The sequence below is a fragment of the Tenacibaculum sp. Cn5-46 genome (assembly GCF_022347705.1).
Taxonomy (GTDB): domain Bacteria; phylum Bacteroidota; class Bacteroidia; order Flavobacteriales; family Flavobacteriaceae; genus Polaribacter; species Polaribacter aiptasiae.
In genome coordinates, this window is record NZ_JAKRGD010000003.1 from 458655 (window position 1) to 484795 (window position 26141).

The 26141-nt window shown below is 31.3% G+C and carries 27 protein-coding genes; 13 read left to right on the forward strand and 14 right to left on the reverse strand.

Annotated features, from left to right (window positions below; translation table 11 throughout):
• Window positions 1–16 precede the first annotated feature (16 nt).
• The 4 genes from MHN29_RS08735 to MHN29_RS08750 all read left to right on the forward strand — a co-directional run bounded on the left by MHN29_RS08735 (window position 17) and on the right by MHN29_RS08750 (window position 3258).
• The gene (locus tag MHN29_RS08735) at window positions 17–571 is read left to right on the forward strand and encodes a PAS domain-containing protein (protein ID WP_235274114.1); all 555 of its coding nucleotides are present in this window, start codon (window positions 17–19) and stop codon (window positions 569–571) included.
• A complete protein-coding gene (locus MHN29_RS08740) occupies window positions 571–879 on the forward strand; it encodes a DUF6122 family protein (protein WP_235274115.1) in 309 nt (102 codons plus the stop codon). Before MHN29_RS08735 ends, MHN29_RS08740 begins: the two co-directional genes overlap by 1 nt.
• Before the next feature lie 123 nt (window positions 880–1002).
• Window positions 1003–2103, forward strand: a complete 1101-nt coding sequence (locus MHN29_RS08745) for an FIST signal transduction protein (RefSeq protein ID WP_235274116.1) — start codon at window positions 1003–1005, stop codon at window positions 2101–2103.
• Window positions 2104–3258 carry an ATP-binding protein gene (locus MHN29_RS08750; protein WP_235274117.1) on the forward strand — a complete coding sequence of 385 codons (1155 nt, stop codon included), beginning with the start codon at window positions 2104–2106 and terminating at the stop codon, window positions 3256–3258.
• A 5-nt stretch (window positions 3259–3263) separates the two neighbouring features.
• Here MHN29_RS08750 and MHN29_RS08755 read toward each other — a convergent pair whose 3' ends face one another.
• The 10 genes from MHN29_RS08755 to MHN29_RS08800 all read right to left on the reverse strand — a co-directional run bounded on the left by MHN29_RS08755 (window position 3264) and on the right by MHN29_RS08800 (window position 11789).
• On the reverse strand, window positions 3264–3998 hold the full coding sequence (locus MHN29_RS08755) for a diphthine--ammonia ligase (protein WP_235274118.1): 735 nt from the start codon (window positions 3996–3998) through the stop codon (window positions 3264–3266).
• Between the two features lie 89 nt (window positions 3999–4087).
• Window positions 4088–5440, reverse strand: a complete 1353-nt coding sequence (gene rimO / locus MHN29_RS08760) for a 30S ribosomal protein S12 methylthiotransferase RimO (protein ID WP_235274119.1) — start codon at window positions 5438–5440, stop codon at window positions 4088–4090.
• Between the two features lie 46 nt (window positions 5441–5486).
• Window positions 5487–7076: an amidase family protein gene (locus MHN29_RS08765; RefSeq protein WP_235274120.1), complete on the reverse strand. Its 1590-nt coding sequence runs from the start codon at window positions 7074–7076 to the stop codon at window positions 5487–5489.
• Between the two features lie 95 nt (window positions 7077–7171).
• Window positions 7172–8125 (reverse strand): signal recognition particle-docking protein FtsY, encoded by a 954-nt coding sequence (gene ftsY, locus MHN29_RS08770; protein ID WP_150901224.1) that lies wholly within the window; start codon window positions 8123–8125, stop codon window positions 7172–7174.
• Window positions 8126–8314: 189 nt separating this feature from the next.
• A complete protein-coding gene (locus MHN29_RS08775; RefSeq protein ID WP_150901225.1) occupies window positions 8315–8467 on the reverse strand; it encodes a DUF4295 domain-containing protein in 153 nt (50 codons plus the stop codon).
• A 38-nt stretch (window positions 8468–8505) separates the two neighbouring features.
• Window positions 8506–8688, reverse strand: coding sequence for a 50S ribosomal protein L33 (gene rpmG, locus MHN29_RS08780; RefSeq protein ID WP_029034962.1), 183 nt, complete (start codon window positions 8686–8688; stop codon window positions 8506–8508).
• 28 nt (window positions 8689–8716) lie between these two features.
• Window positions 8717–8956, reverse strand: coding sequence for a 50S ribosomal protein L28 (gene rpmB / locus MHN29_RS08785; RefSeq protein WP_020082122.1), 240 nt, complete (start codon window positions 8954–8956; stop codon window positions 8717–8719).
• 78 nt (window positions 8957–9034) lie between these two features.
• Window positions 9035–10285 (reverse strand): competence/damage-inducible protein A, encoded by a 1251-nt coding sequence (locus MHN29_RS08790; RefSeq protein ID WP_235274121.1) that lies wholly within the window; start codon window positions 10283–10285, stop codon window positions 9035–9037.
• Window positions 10286–10331: 46 nt separating this feature from the next.
• On the reverse strand, window positions 10332–10940 hold the full coding sequence (locus MHN29_RS08795) for a fumarylacetoacetate hydrolase family protein (protein ID WP_235274122.1): 609 nt from the start codon (window positions 10938–10940) through the stop codon (window positions 10332–10334).
• 9 nt (window positions 10941–10949) lie between these two features.
• Window positions 10950–11789, reverse strand: a complete 840-nt coding sequence (locus MHN29_RS08800) for a 1,4-dihydroxy-2-naphthoyl-CoA synthase (protein ID WP_150901228.1) — start codon at window positions 11787–11789, stop codon at window positions 10950–10952.
• Window positions 11790–11881: 92 nt separating this feature from the next.
• Between MHN29_RS08800 and MHN29_RS08805 the strand changes: the two genes are divergently transcribed.
• The gene (locus tag MHN29_RS08805; protein ID WP_150901229.1) at window positions 11882–13129 is read left to right on the forward strand and encodes an alpha/beta hydrolase; all 1248 of its coding nucleotides are present in this window, start codon (window positions 11882–11884) and stop codon (window positions 13127–13129) included.
• Between the two features lie 67 nt (window positions 13130–13196).
• Here the strand turns inward: MHN29_RS08805 and MHN29_RS08810 are convergent, their stop codons facing one another.
• The 4 genes from MHN29_RS08810 to MHN29_RS08825 form a co-directional block, all read right to left on the reverse strand.
• The gene (locus MHN29_RS08810; protein WP_150901230.1) at window positions 13197–13613 is read right to left on the reverse strand and encodes a DNA-binding protein; all 417 of its coding nucleotides are present in this window, start codon (window positions 13611–13613) and stop codon (window positions 13197–13199) included.
• A gap of 1 nt (window position 13614) precedes the next feature.
• Entirely contained in the window at window positions 13615–15282 is a 1668-nt protein-coding gene (menD, locus tag MHN29_RS08815) for a 2-succinyl-5-enolpyruvyl-6-hydroxy-3-cyclohexene-1-carboxylic-acid synthase (protein WP_235274123.1), read from the reverse strand.
• A 74-nt stretch (window positions 15283–15356) separates the two neighbouring features.
• A complete protein-coding gene (gene fsa / locus MHN29_RS08820) occupies window positions 15357–16010 on the reverse strand; it encodes a fructose-6-phosphate aldolase (protein ID WP_150901232.1) in 654 nt (217 codons plus the stop codon).
• 68 nt (window positions 16011–16078) lie between these two features.
• Window positions 16079–16879: an SDR family oxidoreductase gene (locus tag MHN29_RS08825; RefSeq protein WP_235274124.1), complete on the reverse strand. Its 801-nt coding sequence runs from the start codon at window positions 16877–16879 to the stop codon at window positions 16079–16081.
• An 84-nt stretch (window positions 16880–16963) separates the two neighbouring features.
• Between MHN29_RS08825 and MHN29_RS08830 the strand changes: the two genes are divergently transcribed.
• From MHN29_RS08830 to MHN29_RS08865, 8 genes are all read left to right on the forward strand, one after another.
• Entirely contained in the window at window positions 16964–18610 is a 1647-nt protein-coding gene (locus tag MHN29_RS08830; protein ID WP_235274125.1) for a M1 family metallopeptidase, read from the forward strand.
• Window positions 18611–18631: 21 nt separating this feature from the next.
• Window positions 18632–19300 (forward strand): FRG domain-containing protein, encoded by a 669-nt coding sequence (locus MHN29_RS08835; RefSeq protein WP_235274126.1) that lies wholly within the window; start codon window positions 18632–18634, stop codon window positions 19298–19300.
• A 111-nt stretch (window positions 19301–19411) separates the two neighbouring features.
• On the forward strand, window positions 19412–21256 hold the full coding sequence (locus MHN29_RS08840; protein ID WP_235274127.1) for a PLP-dependent transferase: 1845 nt from the start codon (window positions 19412–19414) through the stop codon (window positions 21254–21256).
• A gap of 84 nt (window positions 21257–21340) precedes the next feature.
• Window positions 21341–21478 (forward strand): hypothetical protein, encoded by a 138-nt coding sequence (locus MHN29_RS08845; RefSeq protein WP_235274128.1) that lies wholly within the window; start codon window positions 21341–21343, stop codon window positions 21476–21478.
• Between the two features lie 9 nt (window positions 21479–21487).
• The gene (locus MHN29_RS08850) at window positions 21488–21838 is read left to right on the forward strand and encodes a GNAT family N-acetyltransferase (protein ID WP_235274185.1); all 351 of its coding nucleotides are present in this window, start codon (window positions 21488–21490) and stop codon (window positions 21836–21838) included.
• 52 nt (window positions 21839–21890) lie between these two features.
• Window positions 21891–23291, forward strand: a complete 1401-nt coding sequence (locus MHN29_RS08855; protein WP_235274129.1) for an FAD binding domain-containing protein — start codon at window positions 21891–21893, stop codon at window positions 23289–23291.
• Window positions 23291–25552 (forward strand): xanthine dehydrogenase molybdopterin binding subunit, encoded by a 2262-nt coding sequence (locus MHN29_RS08860; protein ID WP_235274130.1) that lies wholly within the window; start codon window positions 23291–23293, stop codon window positions 25550–25552. Before MHN29_RS08855 ends, MHN29_RS08860 begins: the two co-directional genes overlap by 1 nt.
• Complete coding sequence (locus MHN29_RS08865; RefSeq protein WP_235274131.1) at window positions 25542–26120, forward strand: GNAT family N-acetyltransferase; 579 nt, start codon at window positions 25542–25544, stop codon at window positions 26118–26120. Before MHN29_RS08860 ends, MHN29_RS08865 begins: the two co-directional genes overlap by 11 nt.
• Window positions 26121–26141 lie beyond the last annotated feature (21 nt).

Genomic DNA, 26141 nt, shown 5'->3' on the forward strand with positions numbered 1-26141 from the left:
AGACAAGTATAGTTTTATGAAGAATGATTTAAATGATATGATGTGCTTAGATACCTATTTATCTTCTTTAGATGATGATAAATACAAAGAAGCTAGCTCTTTAATTACACAAAATAAAACGCAAAGTGTCAATTTGCTAAGCTGGGGGATTCAAGATTTATTTACAGTTAATACATTTGCTGACGATCTTAAACAGATACATAAACTAGCCAACAATTTTGATTGGGGAAACAATTTCAATTCTATTTTAAAAGAAAACTCTTATGAATCTTTAGTTATCACAAACAGTGATAAGCAAATTATTTGGGTAAATAGTGGCTTTAAAAAGATGACCGGTTATGATAGAGAATTTGCTATAGGAAAGTCACCTGTATTTTTACAAGGAGAAAAAACTACTGATGCTTCTAGAGAAAAGATTCGTAAAAAACTATTAAAAAACAAACCGTTTAAAGAAATTATAATCAATTATAAAAAAGATAAATCAACATATAAATGTGAACTAAAAATTTTCCCTTTATATGCTCAAAACGAAACCACACACTTTTTAGCACTAGAAAAAGAAGTTGTTTAATGCAAACATTTATCCATTACTTTTTACATTTCGGTTTCCCTTTTATTCTAGCTTATGTATTCTTTAGAAAAGAATGGAAAAAAGTAAGTTTAATTCTATTAGCAACTATGCTTGTAGATTTAGATCATTTATTAGCTACACCTATTTTTGCACCAAATAGATGTAGTATTAATTTTCATCCTTTGCACACCTATTATGCAATGATTGTATATGTGCTTCTTCTCTTTTTTAAAAAACCTTTTAATATTATAGGAATTGGTTTATTATTACACATGCTAACAGACTATATTGACTGTTTATTTATGTAGTTAGTTAAAAACGAATCAACCAAAAATTTAGACCTTTCATCTATACATAAATACCTTTCATCTAATTTCACATTTTCTCTCTCTAACTTAAAAGTATATTTATAATAGCTTAACTTATTAAATATGCTTCACTTAACTACAACCAACATAGATGAAATAACTTTAGAAATAAAAAATTTAGTAAAAAACAATACTGCTTTAATTTCTATTGGTGAACACACAGACATAAATATTGATAATCTTGTAAGCTCATTAAATGAGGCTGATATTAATTTTATTGGTGGAATTTTCCCTATGGTAATCTGGAAAAACGATGTTCAAGACAAAGGAATTATTGTTCATGAATTGACTAATGTAGTTCAAACATATACAATCAGAAATATTAGTCAAAAAGAATTTAAGATTCCAAAAACTAATTTTAAAGAAAATACCAATTACAGTTTAATCACTTTTGTAGATGGTTTAACTTCAAGTATTTCTAATTACTTAAGTAGGCTTTATCAAGAATACGGAATGAAAACCAATTATTTTGGAGGAGGTGCAGGTAGCTTAACTTTACAACAAAAGCCATGTGTTTTTTCTAAGGAAGGCTTTTTAGAAGATACTGCTGTGGTTGCCATTATAGAAATGAAATCTTCTATTGGTGTAGAACATGGATGGCAAAAGCTAGATGGACCATACATCGTCACAAAAACTAGTGGTAATTCTATTGAAGGAATCAACTGGGATGCTCCTTATGATTTATACAAGAAAGTAGTTGAAAACGATTCTGGAATGAAATTTAGTGATACTGGATTTTTCGAATTAGCCATGAGGTATCCTTTAGGTGTTATAAAACAAGGAACAGATTATATTATTCGAGATCCTTTATCTACAGACGAAAATGATTCATTAGTATGTGTTGGTGAAGTTGAAGAGAATACAATGATTAATATTATGAAAGGAGATAAAGAGCAATTAATTAAAGCGGCTAGAAAAGCTGCTGAAAGTATTGCTGATCAAGCTCAAAAACCAAAATTTGCAATGGTTATTGATTGTATCTCTAGAATTTTATATTTAAAAGATGATTTTAAACATGAATTAGAAAATGTTTCCGAAGCAATTTCAAATCAGCATCCTACTATTCCAACTTGTGGTGCTTTAACACTAGGAGAAATATCTTCTTACGGAAATGGCTATATCGAATTTTATAATAAAACTATAGTAGTTGGTTTATTTGAATAAATGGAGCAGGACAATAAAATATTAGATATTTTAAGACTTTATGAATACTCAATGAGCATAGGAAAATCGCTAGATTACTATGAAAATTGTAATTCTTTTTTAAAACTTCTTCTTACTAGAAGAAATCTAAATGCTTGTTGGATTCTTAACTTGAATGAAAAAGATCAATTAATAAAAAAATATTCAATTCCACATGGGAACGATATAAACCCTGTATTAAGTCCAAACTTAAAATCATTTTTAAACTCTATAAACAATTATATTATAATTGAATATAGTCAAGATTTTAAGGAACTAGTACCTATAAAAGTAAATGAAGGTACTATTGTAATTTATAAACTTTATCAAGGAAATTATTTATTCTTATATACGAATACATCTAATATTTATAAAAAAAATTCTGAGCAATTATTACCTGTAATAAATAAGTTTTCACATACTTTGGAAGCTTGTATGGTTTTTGAGAAAAAACAGAAATTACTAGAACAACTTGAAGAAAAAAACAAAGACCTTAGTAATTATGCACATATCGTTTCTCACGATTTAAGATCGCCTTTAAGAAATATTGAAACACTTGTTACCTGGCTAAAAGCAGACCATGTAGAAAATTTAAATAATGAAGCTGTTCAATTTCTTGACTCTATAAGTGATAATATTCACATCATGGAATCTTTAGTTAAAGGAATACTAGAATATTCAACAATTAATAGAAATGATTTCAATTTTTCTAAACTAGACTTAAATCATATTATCAATAAAATTCTTCAATATACCAATGTACCAGAAAACATAGAAATAACAGTTTCTAAAGACTTTCCTTCTATTTTAGGAAATGAACATAGAATACAACAGTTGTTTCAAAACCTTATTGGAAATGCTATTAAATATAACGATAAGGAAAAAGGTCTTATCGAAGTTGGTTTCTTTGAAGAAGATGAAAAAACTGTTTACTACGTAAAGGATAATGGAAAAGGTATTGAAAAAGAATACCATTCAAAAATATTCAATGCTTTTCTAAAACTAGAAGACACAAAAGATTCTATTGGTATTGGCCTCTCTATAGTTAAAAAGATAATAAGTAACTATGGAGGTAAAATCTGGTTAACTTCTGAACTTGGTAAAGGAACTACTTTCTTCTTTACTTTAGAAAAGTAATTTTTCTATATTTTTTTTAAATCGCAATACCAAAAACTAGTATCGTAGCTTTTTACTTTTTCTTTGGTAGAAGAATGACAGTTTTGAGAATTATCTTTATTTAAAGTATATGATTTTAAAACCTTCTCTCCTATTTCAAACGCTACTGGATTTTTAAAGATTGGGCCATCAAAACAGAAGGTATGGAACTCTCCATTCTCTCCACAAACATCAATATTATCAGGTAGTTCATTAATAAATTCTTCATCAATAATTCTTCCTACAAACTCTTCTCCTAATAACTTAGCATTTACACAAACTGTAATAGTTTTAAAACCCAATGCTAAAAACTCTCTTAGTAAATCTTTGGTGTTTTGTTTCCATAATGGATATACACCAGTAATTCCTACTTCTTTAAGCTTAGAGTCTCTATAATTTTTTAAATCTTCTAAGAAAATATCTCCGAATATAGCGTGATTTAAGCCTAATGATTTCAATTCAGACGTTTTGTCTTTCATTTTCTCATTGTATAAATCCATAGTTACATCAGCAGGAAAATAAATTTTCTCTAAAGGAATACCAATACTTTCCGCTTGAGCATCTAACAAATTTTCATGAAGTCCATGCATAGAAACTCGTTCGTAATCTTGATTTACGTTTGTTACAAGTTTTTCAATGTTATATTCACCTTGTTGTAATATTTTATACAAGGCATAAGCCGAATCTTTTCCTGAACTCCAATTAAAGTATGCTTTCTTCATGTGGCAAATATGCATAAAAAATCCTGCAAAAGCAGGATTTATATATTAGTTTATTTTATCACTTGAGTGAAAATATAATGTAATTATAATTATTTTTTCTTTTGATGCATTGGAACTGGTCTTTCTTGTTTTACTACTGGTGTTCCGTATAAATCAAAGTCCCCAGCATCATATATTTCTATATCAATAAATTCTCCTAATTTGATATAGTGCTCACGAGCATCAACAATAACGTCATTATCTACATCTGGTGAATCAAACTCGGTACGTCCGTAATAATATTCTCCATCTTTTCTATCAAATAAACAACGGTAAGTATTCCCTATTTTTTCCTGATTTAATTCCCATGAAATTTGAGACTGTACCTCCATGATTTCATTTACTCTTCGGAATTTAACATCAGCAGGAACATCATCTTCTAAAACAAAAGCTCCAGTATTTTCTTCATGAGAATATTCGAAAGCTCCTAAACGTTCAAAACGCATTTCTTCAACCCAATCTTTCAATTCTTGAAATTGCTCCTCTGTTTCTCCTGGATATCCAACAATTAAAGTTGTTCTAATTGCCATGTTAGGTACATACTCTCTAAACTTATGAATCAAAGCTGTGGTTTTTTCATGCGTAGTACCACGCTTCATTGATTTTAAAATTTCAGTATTAATATGCTGTAATGGAATATCTAAATAGTTGCAAACCTTAGGTTCCTCCTTCATTACATCTAATACATCCATTGGAAATCCAGATGGAAAAGCATAATGTAAACGAATCCATTCAATTCCTTCTACTTTTACCAACGCTCTCAATAAATCAGCCAAAGCCCTCTTTTTATATAAATCCAACCCATAATAAGTTAAATCTTGAGCTATTAACATAATTTCTTTAATACCTTTTTCAGCTAACTTAGTTGCTTCAGTAACTAAATCTTCTATTGGAGTAGACTTGTGCTTTCCTCTCATTAATGGAATTGCACAAAAAGAACAAGGTCTATCGCAACCTTCAGCTATTTTTAAATACGCATAGTGTTTAGGTGTTGTTGTTAAACGTTCACCTATTAATTCATGCATATAATCTGCTTCTAAAACCTTTAATAAAGCAGGTAAATCGTGAGTACCAAAATACTGATCTACATTCTTTATTTCATTTTCTAAATCTGGCTTATAACGTTCGCTTAAACAACCAGAAACAAATACTTTATCTATTTCTCCAGCTTCTTTACGTTGTGCATAATGCAAAATAGTATCAATACTTTCTTCTTTAGCCTTACCTATAAACCCACAAGTATTAATTACTACAATATTACCATCATCATTTTCATCTTCATGAACTACGTCTTTACCATTAGCTTTTAATTGTCCCATTAAAACTTCACTATCGTAAACGTTTTTAGAACATCCTAAAGTAACTACATTAATTTTATTTTGCTTTGTTGTTTTAGTACGCATCTTATTTAACTTTTAAGCGACTGCAAAAATACTGTATTAATAATTGCTATTGATAGTTTTTTGGCATTTTTCTAACCTTTGTTAATTGTTCAAAAGCATAGGCCAATTTTAATAAATTAACTTCTGAATAAGGCTTCCCTATAAATGTTAAACTTTTAGGTTCTCCTGATTCATAGCCCATTGGGACTGTTATAGTCGGATATTTAGCTACAGCAGCAATTCCTGAATCAAAATTATCAATTGACAAAATTGCATCTAAATTCTGATTTTCGATTGCCTGCAAATACTTTTTACCCTCTGCATTTAATTTATTTTTTACAACTTCTAATTCTTCTAAAGTAGTTTCATCCTTTACAATACCATCCAATAATTGCTGACCATATGGTGCTCTTAATATTGAATCTTTTAAATTAAATGAAATCACATCTTGTACAGAAGCAATCTTTACATTTTTGTCTGAATAGTTTTTTAAAAATTTAGGCAAATCATGCTTCATATCGATATTCAACAAAGTTAAAAAACCATCAAATGAAATTGTAGGTGGTTCAACTTCTATAAGTTCTGCTCCTTCTGCTTTAATTTTCTCTACTGATTCTTTATAAATTTTATTTTCTAATAGTGACTTCAAAACGCCAAATTTCTTTCCTTTTAAACTAGCATTCACTAGCTTATTATCAAGCTCTAAATCTAAAGAAGTTGCTTTTGTCGAAGCTACATCAGTACTATCAACTCCAAGCATTGCATTATACAAAATAGCATTGTCGATTACATTTTTTGTCATAGGGCCAGGTGTATCTAAGGTGCTAGAAATTGGAACAATTCCACTTCTACTTAACACTCCTATAGTAGGTTTTAATCCTACAACAGAATTTTTACTTGATGGAGAAGTTATAGAACCAGCTGTTTCTGTTCCAACAGCAGCAGCAGCAAAATTGGCAGCTATTGCTACACCACTTCCTGCCGAACTTCCACCTGTTTCAAATACTTTTCTTCCATATGGATTTAACGTTTGCCCTCCTACTGCTGAATATCCTAACGGACAGTCTGAACAAAAGAAATATGCCCATTCACTTAAATTTACCTTTCCTAAAATTAAAGCACCATTTTCTTTAAGTCTTTGAACAATAAAAGCGTCTTCAGTTTTTCTATTATTTGCCAAAGCTATTGCTCCAGCAGTTGTAGGCATATTGTTAGTATTGATATTATCTTTTAAAAGAATTGGCATTCCATAAATAGAAAATTCAGAAACATTTTCTTTTCTTAAATCTTTCTCTCTAGCTTCTTCTAATACATTTGGATTTAACGCTATAATACTATTCAATGAAAGCTCAGAGTTCGTTTCTACTTTTCTCATTCTATACAAATAGAATAATGTTAGTTTTTCATAGCTCAATTTCCCTTCTTTAATGCTTTTTTGAAGTGACGGGATGTCTTGTTCTAAAATTAATGGTTTAAGTGTATTGTATTCTTCTTCTGAAAAAGTAGACAAACTACTTTCAAATGGTTTAAAAACATCTTCTATATTTTGATACTTTGATGCTATAAGTTTGAATTGCATTCGCACATTTACTTCTTTTTCTTCTTTACAAGAAATAAATACTAGAACTATGGCTAATAAAAAATATACTCTTCTCATTTTTTAATTATTTGAAAACCAAATATAATTCTTTTAAAAACGAAAAACTCCTTTCAACTATGAAAGGAGTTTTTGTTATTATCTATCTAGTTCTCTTATTTAAAGAAACTATCTACAAATTCGTATTTATTAAAGACTTGTAAATCGTCAATTCCTTCACCTACTCCAATATATTTTACTGGAATTTTAAACTGATCAGAAATACCTATTACAACTCCACCTTTTGCTGTACCATCTAATTTAGTTACTGCTAACGAAGTTACTTCTGTTGCCTTAGTAAATTGCTTTGCTTGTTCAAATGCATTTTGTCCTGTAGAACCATCTAGTACTAGTAATACATCATGAGGTGCATCTGGAATAACTTTTTGCATTACACGTTTAATTTTAGTTAACTCATTCATTAAGTTAATCTTGTTATGTAAACGTCCAGCTGTATCAATAATAATTACATCAGCATCCTGATTTACTCCCGACTTTACAGTATCAAATGCTACTGAAGCTGGATCTGACCCCATTTCTTGGCGAATTATTGGTACATCAGTTCTATCTGCCCAAACTTGTAATTGATCAATTGCTGCTGCTCTAAAAGTATCTGCTGCTCCTAAAACTACTTTTAAACCTTGTTTTTTAAATTGTGAAGCTAACTTACCTATCGTAGTTGTTTTTCCTACACCGTTAACTCCTACTACCATTAAAACATAAGGTTTTTTATTGGCTGGTATTGTAAATTCAGTTTCGTCTCCAGTATTTGTTTCAGATAACAAACCTGCAATTTCTTCACGTAAAATTTGGTTCAATTCATCAGTCCCCAAATATTTATCACGAGAAACACGAGCTTCAATTCTATCAATAATTTTTAAAGTAGTTTCAACACCTACATCAGACGATACTAATACTTCTTCTAAATCATCTAAAACATCATCATCAACTTTGGCTTTACCTGCTACTGCTTTTGATAACTTAGAGAAAAAACTTGTTTTAGTTTTTTCTAATCCTTTATCTAAGGTTTCTTTTTTCTCTTTCGAGAAGATTTTTTTAAAAAAACTCATCGTTAAATTTTATAATCGCTTATATAGGTTAAAAACTATACCAAACTTATTATATGGTCAAATTGTCATTATTTTGTTTTTCTCTTCCTTTTTTTGAAAGAGCAAAGCTCAAAAATACAGTTTTTTAACACATAAAAAAAGCTACCTTCTATCAGAAAGTAGCTTTAGTTTAAACTGTATATACAAGTCTTAGTTTTTCGCGATGAAATCGTTTACTTGTGAAGGATCCATAATAGCTTCAACGAAAGTATAAGCTCCTGTTTTTGGAGATTTTACCATTTTGATAGCCTTAGTTAATCTTTTTGCTCCTGTTTGTAACGATGCTACTGATTTCTTTGCCATGTTCCTATAGGTTATAAAGTTTTATAAAAAACTTTTAATTATTTAATTTCTTTATGAACTGTCATCTTCTTTAAGATTGGATTAAATTTCTTTAATTCCATTCTATCAGGAGTGTTCTTTTTGTTCTTTGTAGTGATATAACGTGAAGTTCCTGGTTTTCCAGTCGCTTTGTGCTCAGTACATTCTAATATTACCTGTACTCTGTTTCCTTTTTTTGCCATCTCTGTAAAATTTTATCTAAGTAAGGAATTATTTAGTTAAGAAACCTTTTTCTCTAGCTTCTTTAATCACAGCAGAGATTCCTTTTTTATTAATATTTTTTAATGCAGAAGCAGATACTTTTAAGGTAACCCATTTATCTTCTTCTGGGATATAGAAACGCTTAGTCATTAAATTAGCGTTAAACTTTCTTTTAGTTCTATTTAAGGCGTGAGAAACGTTATTCCCTACCATTGCTTTCTTTCCTGTTAATTCACAAACTCTAGACATCTTCTTGACAGTTTTATAGTGTTATTTCTAAACGAGGTGCAAATATACGAACTTTTAAGAGAAATAAACAAAATATTACTAGTAATTTTTTAAAATATTTTCAGTTAATAATTCTAAAGCTTTTGTTACAGTTCTGTTTATTACTTTCTCTCTTGGCTGACCAAAATTAAACTCCTGAATCTCAGCACCATTTTTCGATACAATGGCTATATACACCAAGCCTACACTTTTATCGTTATGATCTGTGGTTGGTCCTGCATTACCTGTTACAGCAATAGCATAATCGGTTTTTAGTCTTTCAAAACATCCTTTTGCCATCTCCAAAGCAACTTCTTTGCTTACTACAGTATTATCTTCAATCGTTTGTTTAGATACACCTAATAATTCTTGTTTCAATGCTGCCGTGTAAGTAATAAAGCTTCCCATATAGTAGGCAGACGAACCTGGAATAGCAACTAATGTTGAAGCTATTTTTCCACCTGTCAAACTTTCAGCTGTACTTAAAGTTTGGTTTCTCTTTTTTAATAAATTCCCTACTCGTTGTTCTATAGAAGCTTCATCATCATACCCTACTATAATATCTGATATTAATAAACTCAGACTTTCTATTTTTTCTGCTACCTCTTTTTCTAAAACTTCCTTATCATTTCCTTTTGCTGAAATCCGTAATCTAACCTTTCCAAACGAAGGCAGGTAAGCTAACTTTATATGCTCTGGTAAATTATTTTCCCACTCCTCTATTCTTCCAGCAATAACACTTTCACCTGTACCCACTGTCATTACTGTTTTATGAAGTATAAATGGAAGTTTAAATTTTTGTTGAATTCTAGGTAGTACTTCATAAGTAATTAACCCTTTCATTTCATAAGGCACACCTGGTAAGGAAACAAAAACAGTTTCATTTTCATAAAACCACATTCCTGGAGCAGTTCCAAAACGATTGGTTAATAATGTTGCTTTAGAAGGTAATTGCGCTTGATACTTTTGTGCTTCATTAAAAGGGTGGTTTACTTTTTTAAAGAGCTCTTTGATGTTTTCAATTACCTCAGGGTATTCAACAACATCATGATCATTAAAGTACTCAGCTATTGTTTTTTTGGTAATATCATCTTTTGTAGGCCCTAGTCCTCCTGTTATTATAACAATATCGGCTCTACTTTCTGCTTCTTTTAAAGCATTTAATATATGGTTTCTTTCATCTTGAATTGACGAAATTTGATATACCGATACTCCTATTTTATTTAATTCTTGACCTATCCACTGCGAGTTCGTATCAACTATTTGTCCGATTAAGATTTCATCTCCAATCGTTATTATTTCTGCATTCATTTAATCTTCTTAAAAAAGAATCCCGCTTATACAGCGGGATAATAACTTATTTTACTTTTATTTGAAAAGCTTGTTTACCTTCTATCATTCCAGTTAACACATCATTTTCATCAACTTTTCCAACTCCTGCTGGTGTCCCTGTATAAATAACATCTCCTTTTTTTAAGGTAAAATATTGAGAAACATAGCTAATTAACTCATCTACTTTCCATAACATACTAGAGGTATTTCCATCCTGAACTACTTCTTCATTTTTTTTCAGTTGAAACGATAAATTATCTAAATCAAACTCCTCTTTAGGAAAAAACTCTCCTATTACAGCACTACCATCAAAAGACTTTGCTTTTTCCCATGGTAACCCTTTTTCTTTACACACTGCTTGTACATCTCTGGCTGTAAAATCAATTCCCAGTCCAATAGTATCATAATACTTATGTGCAAACTTTGGAGAAATATGTTTCCCTACTTTATTTATCTTAACCAATACCTCAACTTCATAATGTATATCATTAGAAAATGGAGGTCTAAAAAAAGGCATTTTCTTTGGAAGAATTGCAGAATCTGGTTTTAAAAAAATCACAGGACTCTCTGGCTTTTCATTTGCCAATTCTTCTATATGTTTAGCGTAATTACGCCCTATGCATATTATTTTCATAACTTTTTATTAAGGAATCCAAGTTTTAGGGAAGTTTGGCTTACGCTTTTCTAAGAAAGCATCACGCCCTTCTTTAGCTTCATCTGTCATATACGCTAAACGTGTAACTTCTCCTGCAAATACTTGTTGTCCTACCATACCATCATCAGTTAAGTTCATGGCAAACTTTAACATTTTAATTGATGTTGGCGATTTCTCTAAAATCTCTTGTGCCCAATCAAAAGCTGTTTGTTCTAATTCGTCATGAGGAACTACTGCATTTACCATTCCCATTTCATAAGCTTCTTGTGCTGAATAATTTCTTCCTAAGAAAAATATTTCTCTGGCTTTCTTCTGCCCTACCATTTTAGCTAAATATGCCGAACCATATCCTGCATCAAACGAAGTAACATCGGCATCAGTTTGTTTAAAAATTGCATGCTCTTTACTTGCTAAAGTTAAATCGCAAGTAACATGTAAACTATGCCCTCCTCCTACTGCCCAACCAGGTACTACACAGATAACTGCTTTTGGCATAAAACGGATTAATCGTTGTACTTCTAATATATTTAATCGGTGATAACCATCTTCTCCTACATATCCTTGGTGTCCACGAGCATTCTGATCTCCTCCTGAACAAAAACTCCATACTCCATCTTTTGTAGATGGTCCTTCGGCAGATAATAACACAACACCAATATTTGTATCTTCATGAGCATCTTTAAATGCATCTAACAATTCTGAAGTAGTATGCGGGCGAAATGCATTACGTACATTAGGTCTGTTAAACGCTATTCTAGCTACGTTATGCGATTTCTTATAGGTAATATCTTTATACTCTTTGGCAACTTTCCATTGAGGTTGTATCATAATTCAATAATATTTTCGTTATTAACAAAGCAAAAATAACATAATAACTTTATTTTTCTTTTCTATATTTGAACGATATAATATATTCCCTTATGAAACAACTATTTTTCTTATTTACCGTATTATTCAGTTTACAGCTTTTTTCTCAAAAAGTAATTACTGAAAAGATTAATTCTAAAGAGTTTAATAAAGATAGAATTGTAAAAATTTACATTCCTAAAGATTATGACAAAGAGGAAGCCATGAGTTATCCTGTAGCAATTGTTTTAGGTGATGGTTATCTTTTCGACTTATATGTGGGTAATGCTAAACTATATGCTAATGTAGATAAAGCTCCTAAACAAATTGTAGTTGGAATAGGTATGAAAAACTCTTATAATAAAGATGTTTCTATTATTCCTTCAAACAATGCATTAACAAGTCACTCTACTAAGTTTTTCAACTTTATACAAAAAGAGTTAATCCCTCATATGGAAGGTAATTATAGAACTTCTCCTTTTATGACTATTGTTGGTCAAGGTATTGGAGCTAACTTCATTACTCATTTCTTAAAAGCACAAGAACCTATTTTTAATTCTTTTATATGTATTACCCCTAATTTTTCTGAATTAGCAGCAAACACTATTGCTTCTTATTCTTTAGGAAGATTAGCTTCTGTAGATAATTCATATTTTTTCTACGCAAGTAACAATAAAAAGTATATTAGAAAAGAAGTAGACGACAGATACAATCAGATAGCGACTTACCTATCTTCTTTTGAAGCTAAAAACCTTCATTTTACTTTTAATGAATTCAAAGACGCACCAAATCATTTATCTGTTATTAGTGAAACTATTCCAAGAGCATTTGCTAAAATGTTTTCTATATATTCTAAAATTACGAAAGACGAATTTGACAATAATATTAAAGATTTAGGGCCTTTAGAAGCTATCAAATATGTTGAACAAAAATATTTAGACATTGAATATTTATATGGTACTAACCTAAATGTTCGTTTAGATGATATTTTTGCTATTGAAGGAATTGTTATAGACAAATTAGACGGTGATTACCTTAGAGTATTAGGTGATTTTGTAATGATCAAATATCCAAACTCTCATATTGGTGATTTCTACGTAGGTAAATACTACGAACTTGGTAAAGACTACGAAAAAGCAGATTTCTATTACAAAGCTGCTTACGGTAAGATGGATCCTTCTGACCCAAATGCGAATGCTTTTTATGAAAACATTAAACGTGTAAACGATTTAAAAGATAGTCAACCAAAAGAAGCACCGCTTGAAGATCTTCCAGAAGAAGATCAAGAAAATGAAGACAAACAAGAAGAGGATAAACAATAATCTCTTCTCTACTCAAAATAAAAAAGCACGTCAATTAGACGTGCTTTCTTTTTATATGTTAATTGGTTTATTTCTTCACCAACTCTATTCTGTCTTCTTTTAAAACTATCTTTTTACTTTTATATAAATTCCCTACCGCTCTTTTAAACGCTTTCTTACTCATTTGTAATCGGAATTTTATCGATTCTGGTGAGCTTTTATCAGTTAACATTAAATAACCTTTCTCTTGTAATTTCTGAAGAACTACTTCTGCATCCGAATCAATTACATTTCTAAAACCTTGAGGTCTTAGAGAAACATCTATCTTTTCGTCTTCTCTAATTTTTTTAATATAACCTACTGTTTTCATTCCTTCTTCTAAATCTTTAAAAACTTCGTTATTATATAACAAGCCTTCATATTCTTCATCGATTAAAACAGTATATCCTAATGCAGTTTGCTGACCAATTACTAAGTCTACTTTATCACCTTCTTGTAATTCCATTTTATAAGTTTTTAAAATAGTTCTTTAAAACTACATCATTAATTTCTTTAGGAGTAAAAACCTCCATTATTTTTGGTTGATTTGATACTGCATAAAAAGCAGGCAAGTTATTATGTAACTCCTCCAAATCCTTTATTGAAACATATTCAAAATTAAACATCTTTGCTAAATGCTCAGCTGTCAAATTGTGAGGAGTTTCAAAATATTCAGTTGCATTGGTGGTCAATGGCCCTGGTATAAATCGAAATATTCCTCCACCAGCATTGTTTAAAATAATAATTCTAAAATCATTTGGTATACAAGTATTCCATAAAGCATTACTATCATAAAAGAAACTCAAATCTCCTGTTATAAAAGTTGTTTGACTCTTATGAGCATAAGCAGCTCCAATAGCAGTACTTGTACTTCCATCAATACCACTCGTCCCTCTATTACAAAATACTTGTAAAGTCGGATTTAAATTAAACAACTGCGAATATCTAATAGTAGAACTATTACTTATTTGAAGTTGAGAGTTATCTGGTACCGCTTTTAAAACAGCTTCAAAAACTTTTAAGTCTGAATATTCAGTATTCGCTAAATACTCTTTATGCTTTATTGAACGATCTTGATTTTTAGTCAACCATTTATTTTGATAAGATACCTCTTCATTTTGAGATAAGTTTTTTTCAGCTGCTAATAATTTTCTTAAAAAAGAAACTGGTTTTTCTTTTATGTGTTCTGATAAACAATGATAAGTATTCATTGCTCTCAATTCATCAATATGCCAATGCTCTGCAGGTTGATGCTTCCTTAAAAGTTGCTTGATTTTTTTAGAAATAACCATTCCACCTAAAGTTACTAGGACTTCAGGCTGCAAATCTAAAAACGCAGTAGCATCTAAAGGAAAAATAAGTTTATCTATAGAATTGATAAACTTCGGATTGTATAAGTTTGAAGTCGTTTCTGTTAAAACTACAACAGTTTCATCTTCAATCAACTCATCTAAAACATTCTGTAAATCTGCATCTGGAAAATTACTACCTACTAAAATCATTTTTTTAGCAGTAGTTTTCCAAGTCGTTATTAATTGTTGATAATCACTTTTTAGCTCTGTAACTGTGTTTAAAGTGTTATCAGGAAATTCAAAGGACTTTAATATTTCAACCGTTTCATATAAAGGCTCATCAAATGGCACATTAATGTGTACAGGGCCTTTTTTAGAAACAGCAGTTTCTAAAGCATTAATTAATAACGTTGTATTATTTTCTAGCTGATGCTCTTCGTCAATCAAGTTTGCAGAATATAAAATATGATTGTCAAAAACATTTTCTTGACGAATGGTTTGACCATCTCCTATATCAATTAAATGTTTAGGTCTATCAGCAGAAATTACAACTAAAGGAATGTTACTATAAAATGCTTCAGCAATGGCTGGATAATAATTTAGCAATGCCGAACCTGATGAACAAACAATTACAACAGGCTTTTGTTTTTGCTGGGCGATTCCCATAGCAAAAAAAGCAGCACACCGCTCATCAACAACACTTAATGTTTCTATGTTAGGGTGATTTGAAAACCCAATAGTTAACGGAGCATTTCTTGATCCTGGCGATATAACAACTGTATCAATTTCAAATTGATTACAAGCTGTAACTACTAATTGTGCGAGTTCTTTTTTTGGGAACATTCTTTTAGTTTAAAAATGTCATTCTAAAGCAAAAACTTTAAAATGACATTTTATAATAAAATCAACAATGTTGATTAATTTCCTTTTTTATAATCTGCTAAAAACTTAGCTAAACCGATATCAGTTAAAGGGTGCTTTAACAATCCTTCAATTGCACTTAAAGGTCCTGTCATTACATCAGATCCAACTTTAGCACAATCGATAATATGCATTGTATGACGTACAGATGCAGCTAAAATCTCAGTATCAAACATGTAGTTATCATAAATCATGCGAATTTCTTCGATTAAGTTTAATCCATCTGTAGAAATATCATCTAAACGACCAATAAATGGAGAAACATAAGTAGCTCCTGCTTTAGCAGCTAATAACGCTTGACCTGCAGAAAACACTAATGTTACATTCGTTTTAATTCCTTTATCAGAAAAATATTTACAAGCTTTTACACCATCTTTAATCATTGGTAACTTTACCACAATCTGTGGATTTAAAGCAGCTAACGCTTCACCTTCCTTTACCATTCCTTCAAAATCAGTAGAAATAACCTCAGCAGAAACATCACCATCTACAATATCACAAATAGCCTTGTAGTGATTGATTATGTTTTCCTCTCCAGTAATTCCTTCTTTAGCCATTAAAGATGGGTTTGTAGTTACTCCATCTAAAATTCCTAAAGCTTGCGCCTCTCTAATTTGATCTAAATTAGCTGTATCAATAAAAAATTTCATTTATATAAATTTAAAAAGTTGTGTTCAACACTTATCTAAAAAACTATGTTTTCTAAAACGTTGCGAATTTACAACTTATAATGGTTCATTAACAATTTTTCATATACTTTATCAGGTAGAATTCGTTTCAACACAATAGAAAACTTCTCCATAAAGCCTCCAATTTTATAATGTATTCTTGGATTTTTATTCTCTATAATTTGATGAATCGCCTTTGCCATAATTAATGGATCAGCCCCAGAATCTACATGTTCATCCATTAACGCTAAGTTTTCGGCATATTTTTTCTTGTAAGCAGACTCTTCAAATACTGGTGTATGATATCTTCCTGCTGCTATATTGGTAGCAAAATCACCAGGTGCAGCATTCACTACTCGAATACCAAATTGTTTTACCTCCATACTCAAGGCTTCTGTAACCAGTTCTAAAGCACCTTTACTTGCTGAGTAAATTCCTCTAAATGGTAATCCCATATAACCAGCAATAGAAGTAGTATTGATAATTAATCCACTTTTCTGCTTCCTCATAGTTGGCAAAACAGCCTTCATCACTTCAATAGCACCAAAAAAGTTAGTTTCAAAATTAGAACGCATTTCACTAGTTGGTGTATCTTCAATAGGTCCCGTAATTCCTTTCCCCGCATTATTAATCAATACATCAATCTTACCTTCTTCATCAACTACTTTAGCTATTGCGCTTTGTATTGAAACTTCATCAGTAACGTCTAAAGCAACCATTTTAAATGGTAGTGTTAACTTATCAGGATTCCTACTAGTACCATAAACAGTATATCCTTTTGTATGTAAATAAGTGGCAATTGATTTTCCTATTCCAGAAGAAGCTCCTGTTATAAATATAACTTTAGACATTGATATAATTTTAAGCAAATATCTAAAAGATACCTTCAATAAAAAAAACTTTAAACACTTATATTAGCGCTTTAATTAGTGATCATGTTCAAAAAACACCTCCTTCTTACCTTAACTTTATTAAGTTCTTATTTGTCTTTTTCGCAAACTTCTCTTTTTGACCACTCAAAAAACTTTACACGTCAAGATTCTTTAAGAGGAAGTATTACTAAGGAACGTGCTTGGTGGGATTTAACTTACTACGATTTAAATGTACAAGTAGATCCTGATAAAAAATTCATTCAAGGAAAAAACACAGTACAATACAAAGTATTAAAGCCTCACAATGTTTTACAAATAGACTTGCAAGCGCCCTTAAAAATAACAAAGGCTACACAAAACGGAAAAGAGTTGGAAATAATCTCTGAAGGTAATGCTCATTTTATTCAGTTAAAAGAAAAGCAAAAAAACGGAAGTATTAACTCAGTAGATATATACTATAAAGGAAAACCAAGAGAAGCAAAACGCGCTCCTTGGGATGGTGGTTTTTCATGGAAAAAAGATAAAAACGGAAAACATTTTGTAGCAACATCTTGTCAAGGATTAGGAGCAAGTATATGGTGGCCAAACAAAGACCATATGTATGATGAAGTAGATAGTATGGCTATCAATGTAAGAGTACCAAAAGGATTAATGAATATTTCTAACGGACGTTTACGTAAAACTGAACATCATAAAGACAATACAACTACTTATCATTGGTTTGTAAACAATCCAATTAATAACTATGGAGTAAACATTAATATTGGTGATTATATTCATTTTTCAGAAAAATATAATGGTGAAGATGGTGAACTAGACATGAATTATTATGTTTTACACTACAATTTAGAAAAGGCAAAAAAACAGTTTAAAGATGCTCCAAAAATGATGAAAGCTTTTGAGCATTGGTTTGGAAAATATCCTTTTTACGAAGACGGATTTAAACTAGTTGAAGTTCCTTATTTAGGAATGGAACACCAAAGTTCTGTTACTTACGGAAACCAATATTTAAACGGATATTTAGGTCGTGATTTATCTGGTACGGGATGGGGATTAAAATTCGATTTCATCATTATTCACGAATCAGGACACGAATGGTTTGCAAACAATATTACCTATAAAGATATAGCTGACATGTGGATTCATGAAAGCTTTACAGCCTATTCTGAAAACTTGTTTTTAGATTATTACTACGGAAAGGAAGCTGCAGCAGCCTATGTGATAGGAACGCGAAGAGCTATTCAAAATGACATTCCTATTATTGGGCAATACGATGTTAACAATGAAGGTTCAGGAGATATGTATTATAAAGGAGCTAATATGTTACACACTATTAGACAATTGATTAATAATGATAAAAAATGGAGAAAGATTCTTCGTGGATTAAATAAAACATTCTATCACAAAACAGTAACTACTAAAGAAATAGAAAACTATATGATTGAAAAATCTGGTTTAGATTTAACGAAGATTTTCGATCAATATTTGCGTACTGTTAAAATACCTGTTTTCGAATACAAAATTAAAAACAACAAACTATCGTATCGTTGGACTAACGTAGTTAAAGACTTTAATATGCCGTTGAGTGTTAAAGTAAACAATAATACACTAGTGTTAAAGCCAACAGAAAATTGGCAAACAAAAACAATCAAATCAAACGATATAGAAGTTGATATTAATTTTTATATAAAAACCAAAAAAGTAAATTAATCACAATCCCCCGTAACAAAAATGACTGAAGTAAAAATTGCAAAATTTGAGGAGCTTTTAAAAGAATTTGAACGCGAAAAAGAGAATCAAAATTTTGTTTTCAGAGGCCACTCAAATTCCGAATACGAATTAAAAACATCTTTAGGAAGATGTGATTCATTCTACGGAAGAACAACACAACAACTAGAAAAACGATTATTAAAATTATTTAAAGAGTCTTCACTCCCCTACTTGGAACACAGACCAAGTTCAGAGTTAGAATGGTTAGCTGTAGCCCAGCATTTTGGACTCCCAACTCGTCTTTTAGATTGGTCATACAATCCATTGGTAGCAACATATTTTGCTGTTGAAGACAATCCAGATACAGATGGAGCCTTGTTTTTACTATCGGGATGTAGTACAATTCAAAATCCAGACACTTTTAAAATAGAAAGTCTTAACAAAGTCAAAAAATACAGGCCTCCTTATATCTCTTCAAGAATACAAAATCAATCAGGTTTATTTACCATACATAATAACCCAGAGGAAGTGTTTACACATGAAAAAATGAAAAAAGTAATCATTCCAAAAGAAGTAAAAAGAGATATTAAAAGAACACTATTCAAGTATGGAATAAACCAACGAATGATTTATCCAGGTTTAGAAGGAATTGCTAAAGATTTAAAATGGTTGGAAACTAGTATTTATTAGGGGGTCATTTTTTATAAAACCATATAAGTTATAGAGTTGTTAAACATCTCATAACGCTTTATAAAAAAATCTATTTGGCGTATATTGCCACCCCATTAAAAGGCACTAATTATGCAAGAAAACAAAAGGTTAAACTACATAAAAGATGTGATAAAAAATATGCCAACAGGATGGTTGAGCATAACCACACATCGACTAGATATATACAACGAGGAGTTAGCAAAAACTCAATTCATAGAGCAGTTTGAAGCTTTATGTGAAAACAATAATTCAGACACAGCAACTCTAAATGAATTACCTACAGCTTACGATTATATAAGACTAGGACATCCATTATCATGTGTATTAGAATGGGGTGTAGCGAGTATTAACAATCTGAACTCAGAAAATGTAATCAGTTTTTCATCACAGGTTGTTCCTATTTTAGCTGTTTTAAGAAAAAACTTATTAGAAAATAAGCAAACTCAAATCCTTTACACAGGAAATCTACCTAGTTCGTTTGATGCAGAAATCATTCGAAATGTATATGGATACCAATTCGACTTAAAACAAGTTGAAAATTCAAATGAAGTTACAGAATTTGACGGTAGTACTGTTTTCATTTCAGAGCAAGAAAAAGTTGAGGCACTTGAGCTAAATTCAAATATTGATTTTTACATTAGTCTTTATCCACATTTAGGAAGTATCTTATTAGTTAACGGAGCTCAAAACGAATCGTACATTTCAGAAATACAGCATGTACGAAGAAGAGAAACTGTAGCTATGACGCCAGCAAATTGCTTGGAGACATTAAAAATGTTAGTAGAAAATACTACCTACACACATACCGACAACAATACGGCTAACAACAAACAATCAGTTTTAAATTCAATAGCAACTATTACAGGTTCTAACACCAAAGCATTGGTAGGTTCTAGTGGATTGTCTATACAATATGCTATTTTAATGGGACTTGTAGATTATGCACAAGAAAACCACAAAGGGAAAGCAATCAAGTTTGTAGTACCACCAAATTGTTATGGAGGAACTAACGACCAAGCAAGACGTGTTGCTGCTTGTTTAGATAATGTAGAAATCATGGATTTACCAGTAGATAGCGGTAACGATATGGTACAAAGTATAGAAGTAGTTTTAAATAAAATTGCTAGTGAAGATGCCGTACCATATATCATTGCAGAGATTCCTACAAACCCAAGAGTAGAAGTTCCAAATCTTGTAAAACTACAAGAAACACTTAGTAAAAAGCGCACAACACCATCAGGAGAAACAGCTATTGATCCAGTATTTATATTAGATCAAACATTTTGTCCAAACGTACACTTTTTAGGAGAAGGAGAAATACTTTCAACGGTAAGAACTATCTCTTTTGCTAGTGGATCAAAATTCCCTAGTGGAGGAAAATGTACAGCGGGTTACTGTGTAGGAAATAAAATGACTGATGCTTTACTAGATAAAGTAGAAGCACATTTAAATCTTTGCGACAATGAAGCTACACATCTTCAATATGAAATACTAGCAGAACAAATGCCTTCCATGGTACAAAGAATTGCAGGAGCTTATAAAAATACTCGTGAGTTTGTTAGCTTTATTGAAGAAACATTACCAGGAGCTAAAATCAACTTTGTATCGGAAGAATTAGCAGAACAAGGATTTACACCGTCAGTTTTTTCACTAGATCTTCCTACAAAAGGAGATACAGCAGAAGAAAAGGAAACTTATAAAAGAGCATTAAATCATAAGTTAATCAACTTAATGATTACAGAAATTCCAAACGAAAGTAAATACTGTGTAAGTTACGGACAGTTAAAAGGATGCTATTGGACTATTCCGGCAACTTCAACACAAGGAACTACTAAAGAAGGAGACAAAGATTATATTGCTCGTGTAGCACTTTCGCCTGACATGGATTTAGAATTACACAAAAAAGTATTTTTAGATTTCGTTAAAAGTATATAAACCTGAGATATAATAGTATAAATTTATGGCTGTATGTAAACTTTAAAATAGTGCATACAGCCATTTTTTTTCTAAAGTTTAAATATGATAACGATAAAAGAAGCATTAACAAATACCGAATTTAAAGTAATTGAAAAATTAGCAAACATCATTTTACATGAAGTTTATGACCCAATAATTCCTGCTGAACACACTCGTTATTTTTTAGAAAGATTTCAATAAGAAAAAGCAATTGAAAACCAAGTAAAAAAAGAAAACTATCAGTATTACCTCTTACAATACAAAAACGATAATGTAGGATATTTGGGCATTCAAAAACTTGATAAAAAACTAATTTTAAGCAAACTGTATATCTTAAAAGCATTTCGTGGTTTAAAAATAGGAAAGAGTGCTTTAAATTATGTTCACCAGTATGCTAAAGAAAACCATATCGAAAACATTGAATTGATTGTTAATCAACAAAACCAAAACACTGTAGAAATTTATCAAAAAAATGGATTTAAAATAATCGATTCAATAACAAACTCTTTTCCAAACGGGCACTCTGTAAACGATTATAAAATGGAGAAAAAACTAGTATAAAAAACAAACTCTTATACACTTCGACACAAATTCGTATCTTGCCCTCTGCATTATGATACAATTTATACTTAACAATCAGATTATCAAAACATCCGAAAAATCGGGTGTTACTTTACTCGATTTTATTCGAGAACAACAACAGTTAAAAGGTACAAAAATAGGATGTCGAGAAGGAGACTGTGGAGCCTGTACTGTTTTAGTTGGAGAATTAAATAATAACAATGTTGCTTATCAAAGTATTACCTCTTGTATTTCACCATTAGGAAATGCAAATGGAAAACATATAGTTACCGTAGAAGGAACCAACTTACCAAAGGAATTAAACACCGTTCAAAAAGCAATGACCGATAATTATGCAACACAATGTGGTTTTTGTACACCAGGTTTTGTTGTTTCTATGACTGGGTATGCTTTAGACGATAGTAAATCAAATACTTGTAATGATGCTATTAGTGGTAACATTTGTAGATGTACAGGATATAAATCAATAGAAAAAGCTGGTTTAGAAATAGAAGAAAAGCTTGAACAAAAAGATAAAAATCACCAAATAGAATGGTTAATCAACGAAGGATTTATTCCGAATTATTTTAAAACCATTCCAGAAAAGTTAGCACAATTACAACCAAAAGTTTTTGAAAAAACTGGTGTAAAAGTAGCCAACGGAACCGATGTTTATGTACGTCATGCAGATAAAATGGCAGAAGAAGATGTACATTTATTAACAGATCAAAATGCTTTAAAAGGAATTTCATTTACAGAAGGAATTTGCACCCTTGGAGCGAATACTACGGTTACTGAAATAGCAGAAAACAAAAAACTTCAAACCTTGTTCCCAAAACTTAAACAGTTTTTAAAATTAGTTTCTTCAGAACAAATTAGAAACATGGGAACTATTGGAGGAAACTTTGTAAACGCTTCTCCTATTGGAGATATGTCTATTTTCTTTTTGGCGCTAAATTCAACTTTAACAATTCAGAAAGAGGACGATGCTTCAGAAAGACAAATCCCTTTCCAAGACTTTCATCAAGATTATAAAAAATACGATTTACAAGAAGGGGAAATTTTAAAGAGTATCTCTTTTAAAGTTCCACAATCAAATGATTATTTCAATTTTGAAAAAGTAAGTAAACGTACACATTTAGATATTGCAAGTGTAAACGCAGCAGGAAGAGTTACTGTAGATAACAATATTATTACAAGCGCACACTTTTCAGTGGGAGGTGCAGCAGCAACTCCAAAATACTTGGAAAAAACCAATGCATTTCTAATTGGAAAAACAATCAATTCAGAAACAGTAAAAGAAGCGGAAACAGTTTTACAGTCTGAGATTTCACCTATTAGTGATGTTAGAGGAGCTTCAGAATACAAACGCTTGTTAGCAAAACAATTATTCTTTGCTCATTTTATAGAGTTATTTCCTAATGAAGTTGAACTAAAAAAACTGATTGCCTAATGAAGACGATGAAAAATATTGACAGTTTTACACACGTTCGAGGAGAATCGTTATTTGTTGACGATTTAATGTTACGACAAGATGCTTTATTCGGATTGTGTTTCGATTCGCCAAAAGCACATGGAAAAATAAAATCGGTAGACTATTCAAAAGCAGAAGCACTAGATGGTGTTGTAAAAATATTTACCTACAAAGATGTACTAGGAGAAAATCAAATTGGAGGAATTATTCCAGATGAGCCTCTTTGGGCAGAAGATGAAGTACACTTCTGGGGACAACCTATAGCATTTATCGTAGCAAAAAGTGAAGCCATAGCTAAAAAAGCGAGAGCCTTAATTACTATAGATATTGAAGAACTACCTGTAATTACCACAGCAAAAGAAGCTAAAGAGAAAAAGAGTTTTATCAATGCTCCACGTTCTTTTAAATTAGGAGATTCAGAAAATACATTTGCCAATTGTGATTATGTATTTGAAGGAGAAACTTTTTCAAACGGGCAAGAACACTTATACCTAGAAACACAAGGATGTTATGCGATTCCACAAGAAAATGGAAACATTAAATTAGTATCATCTACACAAGGTCCAACTGCTGTACAAAAAACAGCTGCCAAAGTATTGGGAATTCCAATGCATAAAATAGAAGTAGATGTTATCCGTTTAGGAGGTGGATTTGGAGGAAAAGAGGATCAAGCAACACCTTGGGCTGTTATGGCTGCAGTGGCGGTACAACACTTAAACCGTCCGGTAAAGTATATGTTAAATCGTCATGACGATTTACGTATGACAGGTAAGCGACACCCCTACTCTTCTTTTTATAAAATTGGATTAACAAAAGATTTAAAAATAAAAGCGTTTGAAGTAGAGTTCTTACAAAATTCAGGAGCAGCTGCCGATTTATCACCTGCCATTGCTGAAAGAACATTATTTCACGCAACCAACAGTTATTTTATTCCAAACGTTAGCACAACCGTATATAGTTGTAAAACAAACTTACCACCAAACACGGCTTTCCGTGGTTTTGGAGGACCGCAAGGGATATTTGTAATAGAAAGTGCAATTGCAGATGCAGCTGATCAAATAGGAGTTAATAGAAGACGCATACAAGAAGCAAACTTAATAGATGAAAACGATGAGTTTTCGTATGGGCAAATAGCCAAGCAAGTAGAAGCTAAAAATACTTGGTTTACAGCTAAAGACAAATTTGAGTTAGAAAAGTTAGAAGAAGAAGTAACTAACTTCAACAACGAAAATAAGCTGTATAAAAAAGGAATTTCGTTAATGCCGATAACCTTCGGAATTTCATTTACCAACACACCAATGAATCACGCACGAGCATTGGTACACATCTACCAAGATGGAAGTGTGGGAGTATCAACAGGAGCTGTAGAAATGGGACAAAGTGTAAACACAAAAATGTTACAAGTAGCCCAATCAGTTTTTGGTATTTCTGCATCGAAATTAAAGTTAGAAACAACCAATACTACACGTGTTGCAAACACCTCTCCTACTGCAGCAAGTTCAACAGCCGACTTGAATGGTAAAGCAGTAGAAATGGCTTGTAATTCACTAATAGAAAGATTAACATCGGTAGCTTCAAAAATGCTTTCAACCGAAGAAAAAAACATTTCTTTTAGAGAAGATACGGTTTTAGTAAACGGAGAAAAGTCAACACTTACTTGGGAAGCATTAGTTGCAGAAGCAATGTTACAACGTGTAGCATTATCAGAAAATGCCCATTATGCAACGCCAGTGATTCACTTTGATAAGACCAAAGAAAAAGGACATCCATTTGCATATCACGTATACGGTACGGCAATTACAACGACAACGGTAGACTGTATTAGAGGTACTTATGAAATTGATTCTGTAAAAATTGTACACGACTTTGGAAAGTCAATGAACATCGGAATTGATTTAGGTCAGATAGAAGGAGCACTTGCACAAGGAATTGGTTGGATGACAATGGAAGAAATCGCTTATAACAAAGACGGACGTTTGTTATCAAATGCTTTATCAACATACAAAGTACCAGACATCTTTTCGGCAGCAAAAACAGTAGAAACCATTCCAGTAGAAACAGCAGGTAATGATATGGCAATTCAAAAATCAAAAGCTGTAGGTGAACCACCTTTAATGTACGGAATTGGAGTTTATTTTGCCATACAACAAGCCGTTAAGGAGTTCAATCCAAATTACAAATTAAAATTTCACTCACCATTCACACCAGAAAAAGTGTTAATGGGATTGTATGAAAAATAATACGGAACATATTATAAACGAAACAATTTTCGAAAAGTTTCCAGAGCTAGAAAGCGAGCGTCTTCTTTTTAAAGAATATCAAAAAGAAGATGCTGCTAGCTTGCTTTATATTCGATCGCATCCAAAAGTTTCCAAATACATGGATTCTGAAATTCCTAAAACAGTAGAAGATACTGAGAAAAGAATTGAAGGTATTCAACAGGCATTCTCAGAAAAGAAAGGAATTACTTGGACAATTATCGATAAAAACACCAATACTCTTATTGGTGATTTTGGGATTTGGAAATTGGACAGGCAAAACTTTAGAGGTGAAATAGGTTATGTCTTAAGCCCAGATTATTGGGGAAAAGGCTATATGAAAGAAAGCATGGTTACGCTAATTAATTTTGCTTTCAACACCTTGAACCTACATAGCCTAGAAGCCAATGTAAATCCAGAAAATGAAAACTCAAAAAGAGCACTTTTAAAGTTTAACTTTAAAAAGGAAGCCTATTTTAGAGAAAACTATTACTACAATGGAAAGTTTTTAGATAGCGAAATATACTCGCTATTAAAAACAGATTTGTAGTCCAAAAAAGCTATTAAATAA

Excerpts from the sequence above, each read along its gene's own strand:
- MHN29_RS08735 (WP_235274114.1), top strand. The coding sequence starts at position 17 with ATGAAGAATGATTTAAATGATATGATGTGCTTAGATACCTATTTATCT.
- MHN29_RS08740 (WP_235274115.1), top strand. The coding sequence starts at position 571 with ATGCAAACATTTATCCATTACTTTTTACATTTCGGTTTCCCTTTTATT.
- MHN29_RS08745 (WP_235274116.1), top strand. The coding sequence starts at position 1,003 with ATGCTTCACTTAACTACAACCAACATAGATGAAATAACTTTAGAAATA.
- MHN29_RS08750 (WP_235274117.1), top strand. The coding sequence starts at position 2,104 with ATGGAGCAGGACAATAAAATATTAGATATTTTAAGACTTTATGAATAC.
- MHN29_RS08755 (WP_235274118.1), bottom strand. The coding sequence starts at position 3,998 with ATGAAGAAAGCATACTTTAATTGGAGTTCAGGAAAAGATTCGGCTTAT.
- rimO (WP_235274119.1), bottom strand. The coding sequence starts at position 5,440 with ATGCGTACTAAAACAACAAAGCAAAATAAAATTAATGTAGTTACTTTA.
- MHN29_RS08765 (WP_235274120.1), bottom strand. The coding sequence starts at position 7,076 with ATGAGAAGAGTATATTTTTTATTAGCCATAGTTCTAGTATTTATTTCT.
- ftsY (WP_150901224.1), bottom strand. The coding sequence starts at position 8,125 with ATGAGTTTTTTTAAAAAAATCTTCTCGAAAGAGAAAAAAGAAACCTTA.
- MHN29_RS08775 (WP_150901225.1), bottom strand. The coding sequence starts at position 8,467 with ATGGCAAAGAAATCAGTAGCATCGTTACAAACAGGAGCAAAAAGATTA.
- rpmG (WP_029034962.1), bottom strand. The coding sequence starts at position 8,688 with ATGGCAAAAAAAGGAAACAGAGTACAGGTAATATTAGAATGTACTGAG.
- rpmB (WP_020082122.1), bottom strand. The coding sequence starts at position 8,956 with ATGTCTAGAGTTTGTGAATTAACAGGAAAGAAAGCAATGGTAGGGAAT.
- MHN29_RS08790 (WP_235274121.1), bottom strand. The coding sequence starts at position 10,285 with ATGAATGCAGAAATAATAACGATTGGAGATGAAATCTTAATCGGACAA.
- MHN29_RS08795 (WP_235274122.1), bottom strand. The coding sequence starts at position 10,940 with ATGAAAATAATATGCATAGGGCGTAATTACGCTAAACATATAGAAGAA.
- MHN29_RS08800 (WP_150901228.1), bottom strand. The coding sequence starts at position 11,789 with ATGATACAACCTCAATGGAAAGTTGCCAAAGAGTATAAAGATATTACC.
- MHN29_RS08805 (WP_150901229.1), top strand. The coding sequence starts at position 11,882 with ATGAAACAACTATTTTTCTTATTTACCGTATTATTCAGTTTACAGCTT.
- MHN29_RS08810 (WP_150901230.1), bottom strand. The coding sequence starts at position 13,613 with ATGGAATTACAAGAAGGTGATAAAGTAGACTTAGTAATTGGTCAGCAA.
- menD (WP_235274123.1), bottom strand. The coding sequence starts at position 15,282 with ATGTTCCCAAAAAAAGAACTCGCACAATTAGTAGTTACAGCTTGTAAT.
- fsa (WP_150901232.1), bottom strand. The coding sequence starts at position 16,010 with ATGAAATTTTTTATTGATACAGCTAATTTAGATCAAATTAGAGAGGCG.
- MHN29_RS08825 (WP_235274124.1), bottom strand. The coding sequence starts at position 16,879 with ATGTCTAAAGTTATATTTATAACAGGAGCTTCTTCTGGAATAGGAAAA.
- MHN29_RS08830 (WP_235274125.1), top strand. The coding sequence starts at position 16,964 with ATGTTCAAAAAACACCTCCTTCTTACCTTAACTTTATTAAGTTCTTAT.
- MHN29_RS08835 (WP_235274126.1), top strand. The coding sequence starts at position 18,632 with ATGACTGAAGTAAAAATTGCAAAATTTGAGGAGCTTTTAAAAGAATTT.
- MHN29_RS08840 (WP_235274127.1), top strand. The coding sequence starts at position 19,412 with ATGCAAGAAAACAAAAGGTTAAACTACATAAAAGATGTGATAAAAAAT.
- MHN29_RS08845 (WP_235274128.1), top strand. The coding sequence starts at position 21,341 with ATGATAACGATAAAAGAAGCATTAACAAATACCGAATTTAAAGTAATT.
- MHN29_RS08855 (WP_235274129.1), top strand. The coding sequence starts at position 21,891 with ATGATACAATTTATACTTAACAATCAGATTATCAAAACATCCGAAAAA.
- MHN29_RS08860 (WP_235274130.1), top strand. The coding sequence starts at position 23,291 with ATGAAGACGATGAAAAATATTGACAGTTTTACACACGTTCGAGGAGAA.
- MHN29_RS08865 (WP_235274131.1), top strand. The coding sequence starts at position 25,542 with ATGAAAAATAATACGGAACATATTATAAACGAAACAATTTTCGAAAAG.